Origin of the sequence: Pseudomonas rhizophila (assembly GCF_003033885.1) — a bacterium.
In the GTDB taxonomy this organism is placed as follows: domain Bacteria; phylum Pseudomonadota; class Gammaproteobacteria; order Pseudomonadales; family Pseudomonadaceae; genus Aquipseudomonas; species Aquipseudomonas rhizophila.
On sequence record NZ_CP024081.1, the window covers coordinates 1,325,903 to 1,344,980 of the forward strand.

A 19,078-nucleotide genomic window follows, 5' to 3' on the forward strand; every position below is an offset into this window, starting at 1 on the left:
GCCCGGCACTCATAAATCAGTCGACACAACCCCCTGTGGGAGCGAGCCTGCTCGCGATAGTGGTGTATCAGTCAACTCAGCATTGGCTGACCCGACGCTATCGCGAGCAGGCTCGCTCCCACCCAGTATTCCAGGGCTTATTGTTTATTGTCTTGGGCCGCTTGATATTCCGAACACCCGAAGCCTATTTTGTACGGGTTGCCGTTAGCGGCTCGCACATAACAAGGATTGCGTCATGACGACCGATGGCCAGTGTTCACTCGCGCAGCGACTGACGGGCATTGATGAGATTGAGTGTGTCACCCCGGATTTGAATGGCGTGCCACGAGGCAAGGTGATGACTGCCGAGGGCTTCCTCGAGGGTCGACGGTTGCAGATGGCGCGGGGTGTGCTGTTGCAGTGCATCATGGGCGGTTATCCGCCGTCGCGTTTTTATGGCAGCGACGACGGCGACCTGGCGCTGGTGGCCGACCCGAAACACATTCACCGCTTGCCCTGGAGCGAACAGCCGCGAGCCTTGGCGATTTGCGACGCTGATGAGCTGACTGGTGAAAGCTCCCGGCTCTCCACGCGCGGTCAGCTCAAACAGGTTATTGCTCGTTATGCCGCCCTCGGCTTGGCGCCCGTGGTGGCGACCGAGCTGGAATTTTTCGTGTTCGCCCCCAACCCGGACCCGACCCAGCCGTTCCAGCCGCCTGTGGGCCTGGACGGACGGCGTGAAGACGGTCACTCGGCGTTCAGCATCAGTTCCAATAACGGCCTGCGACCGTTCTTTAAAGAGGTCTATGCATGCATGGCGGCGCTGGGCTTGCCCCGCGACACCTTCATGCATGAAATGGGCGTGAGCCAGTTCGAGATCAATCTGCTTCACGGCGATCCTCTGTTGCTGGCCGACCAGACGTTCCTGTTCAAGCACCTGCTCAAGGAAGTTGCCCTCAAACACGGCCTGACCGTGGTCTGCATGGCCAAGCCCCTGGCCCATACGCCGGGCAGTTCGATGCATATTCATCAGAGCGTCGTCGAGCTGGACAGCGACCGCAATGTGTTCAGCGACGAAGCGGGCGAGCCGACGGCGGCGTTCCGGCATTTCATCGGCGGGCAACAGGCTGGCATGGCGGATTTCACTGCGCTGTTCGCGCCGAACGTGAATTCCTACCAGCGCCTGTGTCACCCTTTTGCGTCACCGAACAATGCCTGTTGGTCCCATGACAATCGTTCGGCCGGGTTGCGGATTCCCGCCAGTTCGCCGGCGGCCCGTCGGGTCGAGAATCGCTTGCCGGGTGCCGATGCCAACCCCTATCTGGCGATTGCCGCCAGTCTGGCTGCGGGGCTTTATGGCATCGAAAATCGCCTGGAGCCGAGCGCCGCGATCCAGGGCGAATTCCAAGTGCCGGACAATCTTTCGCTGCCATGTACCTTGCATGCAGCCCTGGAACGTCTGAAGCGTAGTCATCTGGCGAAGGAACTGTTCGGTACGGAGTTCATCGAAGGCTACATCGCTTCGAAGACCATGGAGCTGACCAGCTTCTTTGATGAAATTACTCCCTGGGAGCGGCGTGTTCTAGCGGCCCAGGCATAACCAAACGTCGCATTCGGGCTATCTTCTAAATAGCCCGTACTCATCTCAAGGAGCCGCTCGGAACGCCGATGCGCCAAATCTGGAAACCTTTTCGAGCGCTGTATTTCGCCTCGCTGATGATGTTGATCGGCTCGGGCCTGCTGAGTACCTACCTGGCCTTGCGCCTGGCTGCCGACAATGTCGACAGCCTGTGGGTCGGTGCGCTTATGGCCGCCAACTATTTCGGCCTGGTGCTGGGGGGCAAGATCGGCCACCGGCTGATCGCCCGCGTCGGGCACATCCGGGCTTATTCGGCCTGCGCCGGGATTGTCGGTGCGGCGGTGCTGGGCCATGGCCTGGTGGATTGGCTGCCGGCCTGGATCGTGCTGCGGGTAATTGTCGGCCTGGGCATGATGTGCCAGTACATGGTGATCGAGAGCTGGCTCAACGAGCAGGCCGATGCCAAGCAGCGTGGCGTGGTATTCAGTGGTTACATGATCGCTTCCTACCTGGGCCTGGTGCTGGGTCAGTTGATTCTGGTCATGCACCCGGCCTTGGGGCTTGAGTTGCTGATGCTGGTGGCGCTGTGCTTCGCCTTGTGTCTGGTGCCGGTGACACTCACCCGGCGGATTCACCCGGCGGCGCTGCACCCGGCGCCCATGGAGCCGCGCTTTTTCATCAAGCGAGTGCCGCAGTCATTGAGTACGGTGCTGGGCTCGGGGCTGATCGTCGGTTCGTTCTATGGCCTGGCGCCGCTGTACGCTTCTCAGCAGGGGCTGTCGACCGAGCAGGTTGGTCTGTTCATGGGTAGCTGCATCTTTGCCGGATTGCTGGTTCAGTGGCCCCTGGGCTGGCTCTCCGATCGATATGACCGGGCGCTGCTGATCCGCTGCTTTGCACTGGTGCTGACGGTCTGTGCGCTGCCCTTGGCGATATTGCCGACGGTGCCGTTGGAGGTGCTGTTCGTCGCGGGGTTCTTCTGTTCGCTGGTGCAGTTCTGCCTGTATCCGTTGGCGGTGGCGTTTTCCAACGACCACGTCGAAGCTGATCGAAGGGTATCCCTGACGGCCATGCTGCTGGTGACCTATGGGGTTGGCGCCAGTATCGGGCCGCTGGTAGCGGGGGTGCTGATGAAGATGTTCGGCAGCCAGATGCTCTATGCCTTTTTTGCCTTCTTCGCCCTGGTGCTGGTGTGGCGAATCCGGCCGAAGGCGGTGACCAACCTGCATCAGGTCGACGACGCACCGCTGCATCACGTGGCGATGCCGGACAGCATGTCGAGTTCGCCTCTGGTGGCGTGCCTCGATCCCCGGGTGGACGAACAAGTGGTGCAGGAGCAGATGCACGTCGATCCTGTGCCGACGGAAGAACCGGCCGACGAAGAACCCGTCATGGAGGAAGTTGCCGCCGAAGAGGCGAACGACGAGCCGTCGAGCCCCGATTTCACTCAGGCCAGGCCTTGAGCCAGTCATAAAAAAACGGGCAGTCACCGCAAGGGACTGCCCGTTTTTTTACGTGTCGAAAATCAGAGGTCGTCTTTGTCGAAACGACGGGCTTCGCGCTGTAGCTGATACACGAAACGCTCAACCTGCCGTTGCACCAGGCCGCTGATGTTGTGGAAACGTACGCCGGCGAAGGTGGTGTTGATCCTTTCTTCGAAATGCAGATAGCGCAGTTCGACCGGTGCGGTCATGTTGCCGAAGGGCAATGCCGCGATAAAGCGCTCGTAGACCTGGCCCAATTGCAGGCGTGCGGTAATGTCACCTTCGAAGCGCAACTTGCAGCCTGTGGCGGAAATATCCAGCAGCTTGCCGTCAACCGGTGACTTGAGTTTGTCACCGCCCAGCTCGACGCTTACCAGTTGCGCCAGCTTGAGGGCGGCGCGGAAGGCGTTGCGGCGTTGGTGGTAAACCACTTCGTCAGGCAAGGCGCCGCGATAGCAGCGGCCGTCGCTGGACTCATCGATGGTCAAAGGGCCGTTGCTTTCCCACGCGATGCGCACGCCATCATGGAAACCCTCGACACGAAACGGCTCGCCCGCCAACAGGAAGCGTTCGCCGTCCCGGGGGATCATTTCATCCAGGGCTAGGGCGTTACGCTCCCGGTCGACATCGACCAGATAGCTCTGGAAGCGCTGGCTGCGTTCGTGGAAGGTGATGATCAGCGGGTCATGGCTATCTTGCAGCATCCGCAGGTTGCCGGAAATTTCCAGGGGCGTGGCGAGGACCTTGGGCGGCTGCGGAGCATCATCCGCGTTTGAGGCATTGAACACGGTGGGTCAATCTCCAGGCAAAATACGACGAGTAGCCAGCATTTTGCCAGCATGTGTCGCGCGTTGATAGAGCGCCGGCACTGTTCGTTTCATGCCTGGCTGAGCGGGCGGTGCTTGACCATCTTGGCGGTCGAACCGCGAGCGTCATAGAGCGTCGGGATTTCACCGCCGTTGAGAATGCGCAACTGGTTGGCGGTGGCGGCTTGCTGAACCTGGATCGACTGTCCGTTGCGAATGTTGGCGGCCTGGCATTGAGCGAGCAGGTCGTTGAGCACTTCACTTTGGGACAACAGTTGATCGCCCACCGACGACTGGCTGGCCAGCTGCTCAAGGCCATCGCGATTGGCGGGCAGGTTGAGGCTGGCGAGGATCTCGCTGCGCTTGCGGCCATGCTGATCGAGCAGAATGATCAATGCCTGTTTCTGCGCCAGGATATTCTCCAGCGACGGCATGTCGCGACCGTGCAATGCCAGGGACTCGGCCTGCAATAGCTCCAGCAATTGTTGCGCCGGGGCAAAGTCGTCGGTGATCAGTTGCAACAAATTAGTGTCGTGCATGGCTGGCCTTAGGTCTTAAGCGTCCAAAAGCCTGGCGCAGGCGTTGGCCTAGCGCTGGGCTTCGAAGTTGAGCAGTTTGCTGGCTACACGGTTGCTGTCGACTTTATAGCTGCCATCGGCGATTGCTGCTTTCAACTCGGCCACACGGGCGTTGTCGACGACAGGTTGATCGCGCAGCTTGTCAGTGACCTTCTGCAACTGCTGAGCCTCATTGCTGAGGTGTACCGACTCCCCGTTGCTGACAGTGGCGGCTTGTTCGGCCGGCACGGATTTGTCGGTTTCGACGGTTTCCTTGCTGGCGTTAGGGCGCGTAGTGCCTGTTAGCGGTGAAGAGCTGTTTAAACGATTGAAATCGATGACCATGGTAAAAAACCTCTGGGTATTTGGACGCTTGCCATGTTTTCGGCCATCCCCAAAAAAACTTTAGGCTCATTTATTCAATGAACGTGCGCACGTCTGCGCTTGCCTTTGCGTAAGGCACAGTCTAGGGAACACCGTGGGCAAGCGCCAGCTCTCTACCCATTTCCACCCGATCTCTACATAGCCACTTCCACATGGCCTGGGGCCATTACCTGCGCCTTGATAACGCGTTGGGAATTAAGGTTTTTCACCCGAATCTGTTCTCGCATGCCGCCGTTGGACAAAGCCTCGCCCGGCATCCGCACGGCCAGGGTCCCGCTGCGGGCGGTGATGACCACCTGATCGCCCTTGCGCACCACTTCGGCTTGTTCCAGGTGGACCAGGGTAATGACCTGGTCGGCGACCATTGGTCGGACAAGTTTCTGACCGATGGCCTGATCGACGGAGGTGAGGAAACCCTGGTTGATCTGGCTGACATCCCGTTCACGCAGTGTCACGTCCTGAGGCTCGACGATCCCGGCCCGCTTGAGCGGACGGGTGGTGGTGACGATTTCGCGAAACAGGCGCACTTGAGCGGGCACGAACACCGTCCAGGGCGCGGCGCTGTCGCACCGCAGCTTTACCGTGACCCGGCCCAGTGGTCTGGCCGGGCTCTCCAGAGACGCAGTCAATTCCTTGTCACACATGGGCATGCGCAGGCGCGGGTCGAGCTGGTTGACTTCGATTTCGTAGCGACCTTCGGTTTGACTGGTTGCCAGGTAGTCTTCTACGGTGAATTCAAGAAAGCCCTGAGTGACGCCGATAAGGAGATCAGGCAAGGTAACCGGAACAGCACCAAAGGCAGGGCCGCCCAAAGCGAGCAGGCAGGCAGCCAACAGTGCACCGAGCCAGTGGCGGCAGTGAGTGGTCAGGCGTCGAAAAAATGTCGTTTGTGCGTTCATGCCGGTTCAATAGCAAGCCCCGTGCCGTTTAGTGATGAATGCGCGTCGGACACATTAGCGTTAGGTAGGAGTCAGGGCATGGCGGGAGTAATGGATTCGGTAAACCAGCGCACTCAGCTGGTCGGTCAGAATCGCCTGGAGCTGTTGTTGTTCCGTCTCGACGGCCAACAGATGTACGGGATCAACGTATTCAAGGTCCGCGAGGTGCTCCAGTGCCCGAAGCTGACCCTGATGCCCAAGTCCAGCCCCGTCGTGTGCGGTGTGGCCAATATCCGCGGAGCGACCATCCCGATTCTCGATCTGGCGATGGCGACCGGTTCGGGGCGGCTTCTGGATCAGAGCAATCCGTTCGTGATCATCACCGAGTACAACACCAAGACCCAGGGCTTCCTGGTGCGCTCGGTGGAGCGCATCGTCAACATGAACTGGGAAGAGATCCATCCGCCGCCCAAGGGCACCGGTCGCGATCACTACCTCACGGCGGTGACCCGGGTCGATAACCAGTTGGTGGAAATCATCGACGTGGAGAAAATCCTCGCCGAAGTGGCACCGACCCCGGAAACGATTTCCGTGGGGGTGGTCGACGCCGAAACCCAGCACAAGGCGATTTCGCTGCGGGTCCTGACGGTTGATGATTCTTCGGTGGCACGTAAGCAGGTGACCCGTTGTCTACAAACGGTCGGTGTCGAAGTGGTAGCGTTGAACGACGGACGCCAGGCCCTGGATTACCTGCGCAAGCTGGTGGAAGAGGGCAAGAAGCCGGAAGAGGAGTTTCTGATGATGATCTCCGACATTGAAATGCCGGAGATGGACGGGTACACCCTGACGTCGGAAATCCGCAACGACCCGCGCATGCAAAAGCTGCATATTGTCTTGCACACCTCGTTGTCCGGTGTTTTCAACCAGGCGATGGTCAAGAAGGTGGGGGCCGATGATTTCCTGGCCAAGTTCCGGCCCGATGACCTGGCTTCCCGGGTAGTCGAGCGCATCAAGGCTGCAGAATAAAGGTCGGGCGCGTTGTGCGCCCGGCAAGTCAATACGATGAAAGAGGCGGTATTTTGTCTACGGGTAATTTGGATTTCGAACAGTTCCGGGTCTTCCTGGAAAAAGCCTGTGGCATTTTGCTTGGTGAAAACAAGCAATACCTGGTGTCGAGCCGTCTCAATAAGTTGATGGAGCAACAGGGCCTGAAATCGTTGGGCGAACTGGTCCAGCGCATCCAGACCCAGCCGCGCAGTGGGTTGCGCGAGATGGTGGTGGATGCCATGACCACCAACGAAACCCTGTGGTTTCGCGACACCTATCCGTTCGAGGTGTTGAAGAACAGGGTGCTGCCGGCGGCCATCAAGGCCAGTCCGGGGCAACGCTTGCGGATCTGGTCGGCGGCCTGTTCGTCGGGACAGGAACCCTATTCGCTGTCGATGTCCATCGATGAGTTCGAGCGGACCAATATCGGCCAGCTGAAAATGGGCGTGCAAATCGTCGCCACCGATTTGTCCGGGACGATGCTCAATAACTGCAAGACCGGCGAATACGACAGCCTGGCCATCGGCCGCGGCCTGTCGCCTGATCGCCTGCAACGCTACTTCGACCCCAAAGGGCCGGGTAAATGGGTGGTCAAGGCGCCGATCAAGAGCCGCGTGGAGTTCCGTTCGTTCAACCTGCTGGACAGCTACGCCAGCCTGGGCAAGTTCGACATCGTGTTCTGCCGCAACGTGCTGATCTACTTCTCTGCCGAAGTGAAAAAAGACATCCTGCTGCGCATCCATAGCACGCTCAAACCGGGCGGCTACCTGTTCCTCGGCGCCTCCGAGGCATTGAACGGTTTGCCGGACCACTACCAGATGGTGCAGTGCAGTCCAGGGATCATCTATCAGGCGAAGTGATTTGCTTGGGTTGGCAAAAAAACGGGAGTCCGCAAAGGCTCCCGTTTTTTTTGCCTGCTGATTTTTCCCTGTCACCCCTATCCCCTTGTGGGAGCGAGCCTGCTCGCGATAGCGGTATCACAGGCGATATCCATGGTGACTGACCCACCGTTATCGCGAGCAGGCTCGCTCCCACAAGGTCGTCGGTGTCGCAGAAGCGGCAGAAAAGCGGCAGCCAGCGGAAACCGATTGCCGCTTTTCTGGCATTGCCGCTTTGCCGATGCCCGCAAAGCCCCGGTTTATGGGCTTTTTGAAAGTGGCACGACGCTTGCTATGTCCATCGTACGTAAATTCTGGTCACCCGAAGGTTTCCAACATGAGCATCAGTTTCGATAAAGCGCTCGGCATCCACGAAAAGGCCCTGAGCTTCCGCGCCCAGCGTGCCGAAGTCCTGGCCAACAACATCGCCAACGCCGACACCCCGAACTTCAAGGCTCGGGACCTGGACTTCTCCAAAGTGCTCGCCGAGCAGAACGAGAAGGCCAAGAACGGCCACTTCGCCCTGAACATGACCAACAGCCGTCACATCGAAGCCGAAGGCCTGGGCAATGCCGATGAGTCGCTGATGTACCGCACGCCGATGCAGCCTTCGATCGACCAGAACACCGTGGACGCTCAACTGGAACAGTCCAACTACACGGAAAACTCCGTGAACTTCCAGGCCAGCTTCACCCTGCTCAATAGCAAATTCAAAGGGCTGGTATCGGCCCTGCGCGGAGAGTAAGTCATGTCGATTGCGAGCGTATTCAACATTGCCGGCAGCGCCATGAGTGCCCAGACCACGCGTCTGAACACCGTCGCCAGTAACATCGCCAACGCCGAGACCGTGTCGTCGAGCATCGACCAGACCTACCGTGCCCGTCACCCGGTGTTCGCCACCATGTTCCAGGGCGGCCAATCCGGCGGCAGCGACTCGCTGTTCCAGGAGCAGGACGCCGCAGGGCAGGGTGTGCAGGTGCTCGGCGTGGTCGAAGACCAGAGCAACCTCGACGCACGCTACGAGCCGAACCACCCGGCCGCCGACGCCAAGGGCTACGTCTATTACCCGAACGTGAACGTCGTTGAAGAAATGGCCGACATGATTTCCGCCAGTCGTTCGTTCCAGACCAACGTCGAAATGATGAACACCGCCAAAACCATGATGCAGAAGGTCCTGACCCTCGGTCAGTGATAAGGGGCGAGTCACATGAGCGTCACCAACACCACCAGTGGTTTGAGCCTCAACGAGATTCTGGCCAACTCCTCGGTCAAGACCAACACCACCACCGATGGCCTGGCCTCGGCGACGAATGCGGCTACCGGTTCCAAGGAACTGGGCAAGGATGCGTTCCTGCAATTGCTGGTCACCCAGCTGAAAAACCAGAACCCGCTGGAGCCGCAGGATAACGGCGAGTTCGTTGCCCAGTTGGCGCAATTCAGCAGCCTGGAAGGCATCACCACACTCAACGAAACCGTGAGCGGTATTGCCGGCAACTACAACTCGTCCCAGGCCCTGCAAGCCTCGTCACTGGTGGGCCGTTCGGTCATAGCCCCGGGTAACAAGGCTGTGGTCGATACCTCCAAGAGCCTCAACGGCACGGTGGTGGTACCAGCCTCGGTGTCCTCGCTCGCGATCAAGATCGCGGACAAGGACGGCAAGACCGTTCGTACGATCGAGCTGGGCAGCCAGAATGCCGGTAATTCGGCCTTCATCTGGGATGGCAAGAACGATGCGGGCACCACCCTTGAGTCGGGTACTTACACCTTCACCGCTTCGACCACTATCGACGACAAGCCCGTGTCGCTGATCACCAACCTGCCGGCGACCGTCAGCAGCGTGACGATCAGCCAGACGGGCGGTGAGCTGATGCTCAACCTGGCCGGGCTGGGCAGCATCGCCCTGTCCAAAGTACAAACTATTGGTATGTAGAGCCGACTAAACCGGCAAAAGGAGTGCAACATGTCTTTCAACATCGGCCTTAGCGGTCTCTATGCAGCCAACAAGCACCTGGACGTGACCGGCAACAACATCGCCAACGTGGCGACCACCGGTTTCAAATCGTCCCGTGCGGAATTCGAAGACGTCTACTCGGCCACCAGGCTGGGCAGCGGCACCAAGACCGTCGGTAACGGCGTGCGCCTGGCCAACGTCTCCCAGCAGTTCAGCCAGGGTGACGTCAACAACACCGGCAACGTGCTGGACATGGGCATCCAGGGTTCGGGCTTCTTTGTCCTGAGCAACGACGGTTCCCTGAGCTACACCCGTGCCGGTACGTTCAAGACCGACAAGGAAGGTTTCATCACCAACAGCGATGGCACTGCGCGTTTGCAGGGCTATGGCGTGGATGCCAATGGCAACATCCTCAACGGTATTCTGACCGACCTGCGTATCGACACTTCCAACCTGCCGCCGCAAGCGACCAGCCTGGTTTCGTCGACGATTAACCTGAATTCGACGGCAACGCCGATTTCCCAGGCGGCTCCCTACGTATTCGATCCAACCGATACCGCCACGTTCACCAAGCAATTCACCACACCTGTCTACGATACCCAGGGCAACCAGCACTCGATGGACCAGTACATGGTCAAGACTGGCGCCAACACGTGGGATGTCTACACCCTGATCGATGGCCGTAACCTCAATGGCAGTGCGCCGGTTGCGCCGAACGCCCCCGTTCCTTCGACGATGACCTTTGACTCGAATGGCAAGTTGGTCCAGGTCAGCACCCCGCCTGCGACCATCAACAACGATCTGGTACTCACTGGCTGGGTGCCTGGCACCGTGACCAACGGTGTGTGGACCGCCAACGGCGCCGGTTCGTCGACTATCACCGTCTCCATGGCCAACACCACCCAGTTCAACGCCGACACCGCGCGTTCGATTCCTGCCCAGAACGGCTACGCCACTGGCCAGATCACCAACCTGACCATCGACGGTAGCGGTGTACTGCTGGCCAACTTCAGCAACAACCAGACCAAGCCGATCGGTCAGCTCGCCCTTGCCAGCTTCACCAACGAGCAAGGCCTGCAACCGGTAGGCGGCAGCGGCTGGAAAGAAACCTTCGCCTCGGGTATCCCGGGCTACGATGCTCCGGAAACCGGCACCCTGGGTTCGATCGTCTCCAACTCCCTGGAAGAGTCCAACGTCAACCTGACCAATGAACTGGTCGAGCTGATCAAGGCCCAGAGCAACTACCAGGCGAACGCCAAGACCATCTCCACCCAGAGCACCATCATGCAGACCATCATTCAGATGGCCTGATATCGATGGTTGCCTGAACGCTGCACAAGAAGCCCCTCGCAAGAGGGGCTTTTTTGTGGGTGGGTGTTTTCGGGGTGGCTGTCCCGGCCTCATCGCGAGCAGGCTCGCTCCCACAGGTGGACGCATTCCAATGTGTCACTGGCTGAACCAAAGCCGCTCCCACAGGGATTTTCAGTGAGCGCAAATCTTGCGAACGAACCGGAACATATGTGGGAGCGAGCCTGCTCGCGATGGGGTCAGCCCAGTCGCTACTTTTCTCAAGGCAAAAGAAAACCCCCGATAAACCAGCGGTCTATCGGGGGCTTCTTTAGCAAGCGCCTTGCAGCGCCCACCCACTCAGCTTATTGGCAAGCTTCGCAATCCGGCTCATCGATCGCGCAGGCCTTTGGCACGGGTGCCGGGCCGGCTGGAGCCGCCAGGACCGAATCGTCACCGTGGTTGCCGCCGCTGGAAACAGCGTTCAGCTTGCCGGTGTTGATGGTCGACTTCTCGGTGCTGGTGGCGGCCAGGGCACGGAGGTAGTAGGTGGTTTTCAGACCACGGTACCAGGCCATGCGGTAGGTCACGTCCAGCTTCTTGCCCGAGGCACCGGCGATGTACAGGTTCAGCGACTGAGCCTGGTCGATCCACTTCTGGCGACGGCTGGCCGCGTCGACGATCCACTTGGTGTCCACTTCGAACGCGGTGGCGTAGAGCTCCTTGAGCTCCTGCGGGATGCGCTCGATCTGCTGCACCGAACCATCGTAGTACTTCAGGTCGTTGATCATGACCGAGTCCCACAGGCCGCGGGCCTTGAGGTCGCGAACCAGGTACGGGTTGATCACGGTGAACTCGCCCGACAGGTTCGATTTCACATACAGGTTCTGGTAGGTCGGTTCGATCGACTGCGACACGCCAGTGATGTTGGCGATGGTGGCGGTCGGAGCGATGGCCATGATGTTGGAGTTACGGATGCCTTTCTGTACACGGGCGCGAACCGGTGCCCAGTCCAGGGATTCGTTCAGGTCAACGTCGATGTATTTCTGGCCACGCTGCTCGATCAGGATCTGTTGCGAGTCCAGTGGCAGCACGCCCTTGGACCACAGCGAACCCTGGAACGTCTCGTACGAGCCGCGCTCGTCGGCCAGGTCGCAGGAAGCCTGGATCGCGTAGTAGCTGACCGCTTCCATGGACTTGTCGGCGAACTCGACCGCAGCGTCCGAACCGTACGGGATGTGCTGCAGGTACAAGGCGTCCTGGAAGCCCATGATGCCCAGGCCGACCGGACGGTGCTTGAAGTTGGAGTTCTTCGCCTGCGGCACCGAGTAGTAGTTGATGTCGATCACGTTGTCGAGCATGCGCACGGCGGTGTTCACGGTGCGTTGCAGCTTGGCGGTGTCCAGCTTGCCATCGACGATGTGGTTCGGCAGGTTGATCGAGCCCAGGTTGCAGACGGCGATCTCGTCCTTGTTGGTGTTCAAGGTGATCTCGGTGCACAGGTTCGAGCTGTGGACCACGCCCACGTGCTGCTGCGGGCTGCGCAGGTTGCACGGGTCCTTGAAGGTCAGCCATGGGTGGCCGGTTTCGAACAGCATCGACAGCATCTTGCGCCACAGGTCTTTGGCCTGGACGACTTTGAACAGCTTGATCTTGTTGTACTCGGTCAGGGCTTCGTAGTACTCGTAGCGCTCTTCGAAAGCCTTGCCGGTCAGGTCATGCAGGTCTGGAACTTCGGATGGCGAGAACAGGGTCCACTTGCCGTCGTCGAAGACGCGCTTCATGAACAGGTCAGGGATCCAGTTGGCGGTGTTCATGTCGTGGGTACGACGACGGTCATCACCGGTGTTCTTGCGCAGCTCGATGAACTCTTCGATGTCCATGTGCCAGGTTTCCAGGTAGGCACACACCGCGCCCTTGCGCTTGCCGCCCTGGTTGACCGCGACCGCGGTGTCGTTGACCACTTTGAGGAACGGCACGACGCCCTGGGATTTGCCGTTGGTGCCCTTGATGTACGAGCCCAATGCGCGAACCGGGGTCCAGTCGTTGCCCAGGCCGCCGGCAAATTTGGACAGCATGGCGTTGTCGTGGATGGCGCCGTAGATGCCCGACAGGTCGTCCGGTACGGTGGTCAGGTAGCAGCTCGACAGTTGTGGACGCAGGGTGCCGGCGTTGAACAGCGTCGGGGTCGAGGCCATGTAGTCGAAGGACGACAACAGGTTGTAGAACTCGATGGCACGGTCTTCACGCTGCTTCTCTTCGATCGCCAGGCCCATGGCCACGCGCATGAAGAAAATCTGCGGCAGTTCGAAACGGATACCGTCCTTGTGGATGAAGTAACGGTCGTACAGGGTTTGCAGACCCAGGTAAGTGAACTGCTGGTCGCGCTCGTGGTTGATCGCCTTGCCGAGCTTTTCCAGGTCGAACTCGGCCAGTACCGGGTTCAGCAATTCGAATTCGATACCCTTGGCGACGTAGGCCGGCAAGGCCTTGGCGTACAGGTCGACCATCTCGTGGTGGGTCGCGCTCTCGGCGACTTCCAGAAAGCTCAGGCCTTCGGCACGCAGGGTGTCCATCAGCAGGCGGGCGGTCACGAAGGAGTAGTTCGGCTCGCGTTCCACCAGGGTCCGCGCGGTCATCACCAGCGCGGTGTTGACGTCCTTGAGTGCGACGCCGTCATAGAGGTTTTTCAGGGTTTCGCGCTGGATCAGGTCGCCGTCGACTTCTTCCAGGCCTTCGCAGGCTTCGGTGACGATGGTGTTCAGGCGACCCATGTCCAGCGGCGCGAGGCTGCCGTCGGCGCGTGCGATGCGGATCGAAGGGTGGGCCTGGACCGGTGCGTCGGCCGGGGAGCGGGTGGCACGTTCCTTGGCGCGCGAATCACGGTAGATCACATAGTCGCGGGCCACTTTCTGCTCGCCGGCACGCATCAGGGCCAGTTCGACCTGGTCCTGGATTTCTTCGATGTGGATGGTGCCACCCGACGGCATGCGACGCTTGAAGGTTGCGGTGACTTGCTCGGTCAGGCGGGCCACGGTGTCGTGGATGCGCGACGAAGCGGCGGCGGTGCCGCCCTCAACTGCGAGAAACGCTTTGGTGATGGCGACGGTGATCTTGTCATCGGTGTAAGGAACGACAGTGCCGTTACGCTTGATCACACGCAGCTGGCCAGGCGCGGTAGCGGCCAGATCCGAGTTCGAATCAGCGGCCAGCGGCGCGGTGCCCTGCGGGTTCTCGCGAGTTGTGTCGGTGTGCATGGGTGTCTCCACATTCTCTATGTTTGTTTGGGCACCATCACGGTGCCCACCGTTCCGTCCTGAAGCACTACAACCGACTGGCGCCGGGTATAACAACTTCGGGACAGTAGGAAGCAGGCCTGAATACCGCTTCCTTCCGAAGTTCTGGGCTTCGAGCCTGGGCTCGAAACCGGATTGCAGAGGTGCCTGCAATGGACTGCAACACCCGTACCGTTCTGGTCGTTTTGACCTTGAAACGATGGCCATCCGCGAGGGGCGGTCTGGTCTTGGGGAAATGCGGTGTTTCAGTCGGACAAAGGCAAGAAAAGCGCTTGAATTATCTGTCCGACTTGTGTTTGGTTTTTGGTCGAAAACCCTACATGTAGGGTTTTTTACGCGACGGGCTACAAGATAATGCGTTTTGGGGGATGAATGCAACGTGCTACCTGTGGATAAGCCTGTGCGTAATTTGTGTGCGAAACGTGGAACAGCTCTGTAGGCCGCGACCTTGCTGGAGTGGACCTTTTTTCATCGTTTTAACGATCCGAAAACAGCCCGATGGTTTTTGCGGGCGCGGACGTTACCACACAAGTCCCGCGCGACCGAACGCATTTGTCCGCTTGTTTTATGCAGGGCCGGCGTTTATACAATCGGCCCGTGCATGGGCATGCTTATCCTCCTTTAACATGACAAAAAGATGGGGGAGGTGCATTCGAAGTGGGTACCACCCTGTGGCGAGGGGATTTATCCCCGCTGGGCTGCGGAGTAGCCCTGAAACGGGCGGCTATGGTGTGTCAGACGGAATGCAGGGGCCGCTTCGCGACCCAGCGGGGATAAATCCCCTCGCCACAGGTAAGTGCTCATCTGATAGTGCCCATCTAGATGCCGATCCCTCCTTATTCTCACAACAAGACGAGGCCCCCCGTGGAACAAGAAGCCTGGCAGGTATTGATCGTCGAGGATGACCAGCGGCTGGCCGAGCTGACTCGCGAGTACCTGGAAAGCAACGGCCTGCGCGTGGCCATTGAAGGCAACGGTGCGGTGGCGGCGGCGCGGATCATTGCCGAGCAACCGGACCTGGTGATCCTCGACTTGATGCTGCCCGGCGAGGACGGCCTGAGCATCTGCCGCAAGGTACGCGAGCATTACGACGGGCCGATCCTGATGCTCACCGCCCGCACCGACGACACCGATCAGATCCAGGGCCTGGACCTGGGCGCCGACGATTACGTCTGCAAGCCGGTGCGGCCACGCTTGCTCCTGGCCCGCGTCCAGGCCCTGTTGCGACGCAGCGAACCGGAACCGGCCACGTCGCAAAAGCCACGGCGCTTGCAATTCGGCCCGCTGGTAGTGGACAACGCCTTGCGCGAAGCCTGGCTGCAAGACCACGGCATTGAGCTGACCAGTGCCGAGTTCGATCTGTTGTGGCTGCTGGTGTCCAACGCCGGGCGCATCCTGTCCCGGGAAGAGATCTTCACCGCCCTGCGTGGCATCGGTTATGACGGCCAGGACCGCTCCATCGACGTGCGCATCTCGCGCATCCGTCCCAAGATCGGCGACGACCCGGACCATCCACGGCTGATCAAGACCATCCGCAGCAAGGGTTATCTGTTCGTTCCTGAAGCTTGCGTAGACCCGACGTCGTGAACTCGATCTTCCTGCGCATTTACGGCGGCATGTGCGCGGCCCTGGTGCTGGTGGCGGTGCTCGGCGTGCTGGCCCTGCATTTGCTCAACCAGACTCGCAGTGAGCAGTACCGCGAGCGTCTGGCTCACGGCACGTTTTCCTTGATGGCCGATAATCTGCGGCCCATGAACGACACCGAGCGACGCCGGGCCCTGGCGGTGTGGGAACGCCTGCTGGGCATTCCCCTGGCGTTGCAGACTTACGCCCAGACCGATCTGGATCTCGGCCAGCGCACCCGTGTCATGCGCGGCCAGGCCCTGGTGGAGCAGACCGGGCCCCATGCGGCGAAAGTTTATCGGCTGGTCAGCGACGCTGAAAAACTGATGCTGGTCGGGGAGGTCCGTCAGATCAGCGAGCAACTGGCCCGGGCAACTATCTACCTGCTGGCCGATGAGTTGGTGCGTTACCCGGTGGCCGAGCAGCCTGAACGCCTGGCGCAACTCAAGCAGGAAAAAGGCTTCGGGTTTGACCTGCGGCTGATGCCCATTACGCAGGCGGACATGGACGAAGACCAGCGTCGGCGCGTGGCCGAGGGCGACACGGTCATGGCGCTGGGCAAGGGCGGTGACTCGATCCGGGTGTTCGCCGGCATGGTCGGTACGCCGTGGGTGCTGGAAATCGGCCCGTTGTACCAGATGAACCCTTATCCGCCTGAGTGGCTGGTGCTGATCGCGGCGCTGGGGTTGAGCCTGATCGGGCTGATCGTTTACCTGTTGGTGCGCCAGTTGGAGCGGCGTCTGCGTGGTCTGGAATCGGCCGCCACCCAGATCGCCCAGGGCAGCCTGGAAACCCGGGTGCCGGCTCGAGGTGCTGACTCGGTAGGGCGATTGGCCGCCGCGTTCAACGGCATGGCCGAACACTTGCAGCAGTTGTTGGCGATTCAGCGGGAGCTGGTGCGTGCGGTGTCCCATGAGTTGCGCACCCCGGTGGCGCGCCTGCGTTTTGGCCTGGAGATGATCGGCAGCGCTACCACGCCCCAGGCCCGGGACAAATACCTGGCGGGCATGGATCACGACATCGAAGACCTGGATCGGCTGGTGGACGAGATGCTGACCTATGCGCGACTGGAGCAGGGATCGCCGGCCCTGAACTTCCAGCGCGTGGATCTGGATGCGCTGGTCAATCAGGTCATTGAAGAGTTGGGACCGCTTCGGGCCGGGATTACGGTCGAGCGCGGCCTGTGCCTGTCTGCCGCTGATTGCGATGGCGCCTGGGTCGAGGCCGAGCCGCGCTTCCTGCATCGGGCCCTGCAGAACCTGGTGAGCAATGCGATGCGTCACGCCAGCTCCCGGGTGACGGTCAGTTACCAGGTGGGTCAGTTGCGTTGTCGGGTGGACGTCGAGGACGACGGGCCCGGCGTGCCGGAGGCGGCGTGGGAGCGGATCTTCAAGCCCTTCCTGCGCCTGGACGACAGCCGTGCCCGTGCTTCAGGTGGTCATGGGTTGGGGTTGTCGATCGTGCGGCGGATCATCCACTGGCACGATGGCCGGGCATTGATCGGCAAGAGCAAGAGCCTGGGTGGGGCCTGCTTCAGCTTGAGCTGGCCGCGGCATCAGGACAGGTCTTGAAGGTGTGGCGCCTGTGCGGGCCTTATCGCGAGCAGGCTCGCTCCCACATTGAAATGCAGTCTCCTGTGGGAGCGAGCCTGCTCGCGATGAGGGCCTGAAAAACGCGACAAATCTCAGGCCTTGATCCCCACCAGACTCAACAACTGCCCATCCTTCACACCAAACTGCGCCGACAGTTCACTGCCATGACGCCACTCGGCCGACAGGTCGGTGAGCAACTGCAGCCGAACCTGTCCGCTGTGGGTCCATTCCAGCACTTGGGCATGTTCGAAATAAAAGCGCTGCCTGACGATCGGGTACAGCGCCTTGAACAGGCTTTCCTTCACGGAAAAGGTCAGGGTCACCAGCAATGCTCGGTCATCTTGCGCGGTCGCGGCCATGCGCAGCAGTTCCGGCGGGGTGAGGATTTCACCGGCCAGGCGCTCGGCCCGCTCGGGATCGAGCAGGTTTTCCAGGTCCATGCCCAGCCCTTGCCAGTGGTGTTTTCTGGCGACGATGGCCGCGGCCCGGCCGGTGCTGTGGGTGATCGAGCCACTGACATGGGCCGGCCATACCGGGGCGCGGTCGTCACCGATGGCCGGCACACAGGTCTGGCCGTCCAACTGATGAAGGGCCGCTCGGGCGCAGATCCGCCCGGCAAGAAATTCCGCCTGACGCTTGGCCACCGAACGCTGGATGCTCGCGGGAGGCTCGATGGCACTGTTCGGAAAATCATCAGCGCTTAGCAGCAACGGATCGAAGCGGGTGCTCAGCAGCAGGGTATCGGGCAGGACTTGAGGCAACAGCCATTGATCGTCCAGGGGCGTGCAGCAGGCGGGCAGGGCGGGGAGAGCGTTCATGCCCGGCATTTTGCCGGGTTGGCTTGAGGCTGGGTAGTGGGGCATAAAGATTGTGAGCGGGTGAAGCTTTGTGGCGAGGGAGCTTGCTCCCTCGCCACAGGGGGGTGTTTCAGCTGAAGGATGGGGTTCAGCCAAAAATCTTCTTGAAGAACTTCTGCATGTCCGCCCAGGACTTTTCATCGGCTTGCTTGTTGTAGCCAATATCCGGCCCGCCATGTTCGCCGTGACCCAGGCGGTCGGCGTCGGGGTTGCTGAAGCCGTGCTTGGCGCCTTCAAGGTTGACGAAGGTGTAGTCGGCACCGGCCTTGTCCATTTCGCTCTTGAACGCGGTGACGTTGTCCGGGGTGACCATGCTGTCCAGCGCGCCATGTTCGACCAGGACCTTGGCCTTGACGCTGCCCGGTGTTGCCGGGGTATTGGTGACCAGCGCGCCGTGGAAACTCACCACGCCGGCCAGTGGAACACCCTGGCGCGCCGCATCCAGCACCACTTTGCCGCCGAAGCAGTAACCGATGGCGGCGATTTTGTCCGGGTCGGTATGGGGTTGTTTCTTCAGCAGGTCGAGGCCGGCCTGGAACCGCGCACTGGCCGCCTTGCCGTCCTTGAGAGCCGCCTGCATGAACGCCATGGCGTCCTTGGGATGCTCGGTGTTCTTGCCGTCTCCGTACATGTCGATGGCCAGCGCGCTGTAGCCCAGGCCCGCGAGGTCACGGGCGCGGCGCTTGGAATAATCGTTCAGCCCCCACCATTCATGTACCACCACCACGCCCGGGCGCGGGCCTTTGACCGCGTCGTCATAAGCGTAGTAACCCATCAGTTTGGTGCCATCGGCACTGGTGTAGGGGATCTCCTGGGTCTGGATGGCGGCGTGGCTCGCAGCGCTAAAGGCCAGAAGTACAACAGCAAGCAACCTGTGCAT

The 19,078-nt window shown here is 60.4% G+C and carries 17 protein-coding genes; 10 read left to right on the forward strand and 7 right to left on the reverse strand.

Features of this window, described 5'->3' with window-relative positions:
- Positions 1-337: 337 nt before the first annotated feature.
- On the forward strand, positions 338-1,579 hold the full coding sequence (locus CRX69_RS06150) for a glutamine synthetase family protein (protein ID WP_172833816.1): 1,242 nt from the start codon (positions 338-340) through the stop codon (positions 1,577-1,579).
- Positions 1,580-1,647: 68 nt separating this feature from the next.
- On the forward strand, positions 1,648-3,021 hold the full coding sequence (locus tag CRX69_RS06155; protein WP_076383744.1) for an MFS transporter: 1,374 nt from the start codon (positions 1,648-1,650) through the stop codon (positions 3,019-3,021).
- Between the two features lie 62 nt (positions 3,022-3,083).
- On the opposite strand, the gene CRX69_RS06160 is transcribed toward CRX69_RS06155, so the two are convergent.
- From CRX69_RS06160 to flgA, 4 genes are all read right to left on the reverse strand, one after another.
- The gene (locus CRX69_RS06160) at positions 3,084-3,830 is read right to left on the reverse strand and encodes a flagellar brake protein (protein ID WP_047228764.1); all 747 of its coding nucleotides are present in this window, start codon (positions 3,828-3,830) and stop codon (positions 3,084-3,086) included.
- 89 nt (positions 3,831-3,919) lie between these two features.
- The gene (locus CRX69_RS06165; RefSeq protein ID WP_047228763.1) at positions 3,920-4,387 is read right to left on the reverse strand and encodes a flagella synthesis protein FlgN; all 468 of its coding nucleotides are present in this window, start codon (positions 4,385-4,387) and stop codon (positions 3,920-3,922) included.
- A 48-nt stretch (positions 4,388-4,435) separates the two neighbouring features.
- Positions 4,436-4,750: a flagellar biosynthesis anti-sigma factor FlgM gene (flgM, locus tag CRX69_RS06170; protein WP_076383745.1), complete on the reverse strand. Its 315-nt coding sequence runs from the start codon at positions 4,748-4,750 to the stop codon at positions 4,436-4,438.
- A 173-nt stretch (positions 4,751-4,923) separates the two neighbouring features.
- Positions 4,924-5,688: a flagellar basal body P-ring formation chaperone FlgA gene (flgA, locus tag CRX69_RS06175; protein ID WP_047228761.1), complete on the reverse strand. Its 765-nt coding sequence runs from the start codon at positions 5,686-5,688 to the stop codon at positions 4,924-4,926.
- 78 nt (positions 5,689-5,766) lie between these two features.
- Here flgA and CRX69_RS06180 point away from each other — a divergent pair, with 78 nt between their 5' ends.
- The 6 genes from CRX69_RS06180 (at position 5,767) to flgE (ending at position 10,854) form a co-directional block, all read left to right on the forward strand.
- On the forward strand, positions 5,767-6,693 hold the full coding sequence (locus tag CRX69_RS06180; RefSeq protein ID WP_047228760.1) for a chemotaxis protein CheV: 927 nt from the start codon (positions 5,767-5,769) through the stop codon (positions 6,691-6,693).
- Between the two features lie 53 nt (positions 6,694-6,746).
- Entirely contained in the window at positions 6,747-7,574 is an 828-nt protein-coding gene (gene cheR / locus CRX69_RS06185; RefSeq protein WP_047228759.1) for a protein-glutamate O-methyltransferase CheR, read from the forward strand.
- 355 nt (positions 7,575-7,929) lie between these two features.
- The gene (gene flgB, locus CRX69_RS06195) at positions 7,930-8,337 is read left to right on the forward strand and encodes a flagellar basal body rod protein FlgB (RefSeq protein ID WP_047228758.1); all 408 of its coding nucleotides are present in this window, start codon (positions 7,930-7,932) and stop codon (positions 8,335-8,337) included.
- A gap of 3 nt (positions 8,338-8,340) precedes the next feature.
- Positions 8,341-8,784 carry a flagellar basal body rod protein FlgC gene (flgC, locus tag CRX69_RS06200; RefSeq protein ID WP_014339780.1) on the forward strand — a complete coding sequence of 148 codons (444 nt, stop codon included), beginning with the start codon at positions 8,341-8,343 and terminating at the stop codon, positions 8,782-8,784.
- 15 nt (positions 8,785-8,799) lie between these two features.
- Complete coding sequence (flgD, locus tag CRX69_RS06205) at positions 8,800-9,522, forward strand: flagellar hook assembly protein FlgD (protein WP_047228757.1); 723 nt, start codon at positions 8,800-8,802, stop codon at positions 9,520-9,522.
- A gap of 30 nt (positions 9,523-9,552) precedes the next feature.
- The gene (gene flgE, locus CRX69_RS06210) at positions 9,553-10,854 is read left to right on the forward strand and encodes a flagellar hook protein FlgE (RefSeq protein WP_047228756.1); all 1,302 of its coding nucleotides are present in this window, start codon (positions 9,553-9,555) and stop codon (positions 10,852-10,854) included.
- Positions 10,855-11,195: 341 nt separating this feature from the next.
- Here the strand turns inward: flgE and CRX69_RS06215 are convergent, their stop codons facing one another.
- A complete protein-coding gene (locus CRX69_RS06215) occupies positions 11,196-14,087 on the reverse strand; it encodes a ribonucleoside-diphosphate reductase subunit alpha (protein WP_047228755.1) in 2,892 nt (963 codons plus the stop codon).
- Between the two features lie 903 nt (positions 14,088-14,990).
- On the opposite strand from CRX69_RS06215, the gene CRX69_RS06220 reads away from it, so the two are divergent.
- Both CRX69_RS06220 and CRX69_RS06225 read left to right on the forward strand, forming a co-directional pair.
- The gene (locus CRX69_RS06220; protein ID WP_047228754.1) at positions 14,991-15,713 is read left to right on the forward strand and encodes a response regulator; all 723 of its coding nucleotides are present in this window, start codon (positions 14,991-14,993) and stop codon (positions 15,711-15,713) included.
- Positions 15,710-17,320, forward strand: coding sequence for an ATP-binding protein (locus CRX69_RS06225; RefSeq protein WP_047228753.1), 1,611 nt, complete (start codon positions 15,710-15,712; stop codon positions 17,318-17,320). The genes CRX69_RS06220 and CRX69_RS06225 overlap by 4 nt, the downstream gene beginning before the upstream one ends.
- Positions 17,321-17,433: 113 nt before the next feature.
- Here CRX69_RS06225 and CRX69_RS06230 read toward each other — a convergent pair whose 3' ends face one another.
- Together CRX69_RS06230 and CRX69_RS06235 are read right to left on the reverse strand one after the other, a co-directional pair.
- Positions 17,434-18,159 carry a 4'-phosphopantetheinyl transferase family protein gene (locus CRX69_RS06230; protein WP_218277734.1) on the reverse strand — a complete coding sequence of 242 codons (726 nt, stop codon included), beginning with the start codon at positions 18,157-18,159 and terminating at the stop codon, positions 17,434-17,436.
- A 127-nt stretch (positions 18,160-18,286) separates the two neighbouring features.
- Entirely contained in the window at positions 18,287-19,078 is a 792-nt protein-coding gene (locus CRX69_RS06235) for a dienelactone hydrolase family protein (protein WP_047228751.1), read from the reverse strand.